The sequence below is a fragment of the Psychrobacter sp. 1U2 genome (assembly GCF_051847575.1).
In genome coordinates this window covers 1-1,070 of record NZ_JBPYDC010000448.1, presented here as the reverse complement: position 1 = coordinate 1,070, position 1,070 = coordinate 1, and the positions used below count along the sequence as shown (strand labels likewise).

The following is a 1,070-nucleotide window of genomic DNA, read 5'->3' as shown; positions in this document are numbered from 1 at the left end:
ATATAATTTTAATGTCACGTTGTACAGAGATAATATGTGGTTCTTCAGGCTTTGCTACATTATCTTCTTGGATAGGTGGCGTTAAAGTTAGTAGTTATAAGAGCTTTATTTCTGAGAAAGATATTAAATCTTGTTTCAATATGTCATTGAAGAAAGATGGGATTCTTTCTTCTAATCGTGTAGATCCGTTGCTGAAAGCGTTTTCAATCTCTCATTATGTTAGAAGTTTTAAAGATTCATTGCCTTTAGATGAGCAGATAAGGTTAATTAAAGAATGCATAATGCTTGATAGAGAAAATAACTTTTATAGACTGTTGTTGTCTTTAGTGTATTATAAAAGTGGTGAGTTTATGGAGGCGGACAAAATACTTATTGAAGCTATAAATTATAATAATATTTACAATATAGATTGGCTTGCTAAAACTAAGTTTCCTAAAGTAACTATTTTATCTTCTTTCGTTGAGGATTTTAAGGTTTATGCTAAGCAAGGAAGCGTAGCTGCGTCTTTAGTAGTTTTTTTAAATGATTATTATAATAAAAAAGTCGATACTGATTTTTTTTCCAATATATTAAGTAACAGTAGACAAGATGCTTTAGGATATGGTCTTTTGGAAAAAAAGCTTAGAGATTTTTCTGTTAAAGGGGATAGGTAGGTTTTTATTTTCATTCTTTGTGTTAATTATACTATTTTTAAGGAAGGTGTCTTATGAAAAAAGCATTAATTACTGGTGTAACTGGTCAAGATGGTAGCTATTTAGCTGAGTTTTTATTGGAAAAAGGCTATGAAGTACATGGCATTAAGCGTCGAGCTTCATCTTTTAATACTCAACGAGTGGATCATATACTTCAAGACCCACATGAACGTAATATCAATTTTCATCTACATTATGGTGATCTTACTGATTCTTCTAACTTAACACGCATACTTTCAGAAGTAGAGCCAGATGAGGTTTATAACCTTGGTGCCCAGAGTCATGTAGCGGTGAGCTTTGAGTCACCAGAATATACCGCTGATGTCGACGCCATGGGCACATTACGTTTGCTAGAAGCCATTCGCTTTCTGGGGTTGG

At 33.0% G+C, this 1,070-nt stretch carries 2 protein-coding genes; both read left to right on the top strand.

Annotation, left to right across the window (positions count from 1 at the left end; genetic code table 11):
- On the top strand, positions 1-653 hold a 653-nt coding region (locus ACS8FD_RS16485), incomplete at its 5' end, for a hypothetical protein (RefSeq protein ID WP_439276637.1).
- Between the two features lie 53 nt (positions 654-706).
- Positions 707-1,070, top strand: a 364-nt coding sequence (locus ACS8FD_RS16480) for a GDP-mannose 4,6-dehydratase (RefSeq protein ID WP_439276636.1), incomplete at its 3' end; no start/stop codon positions are given.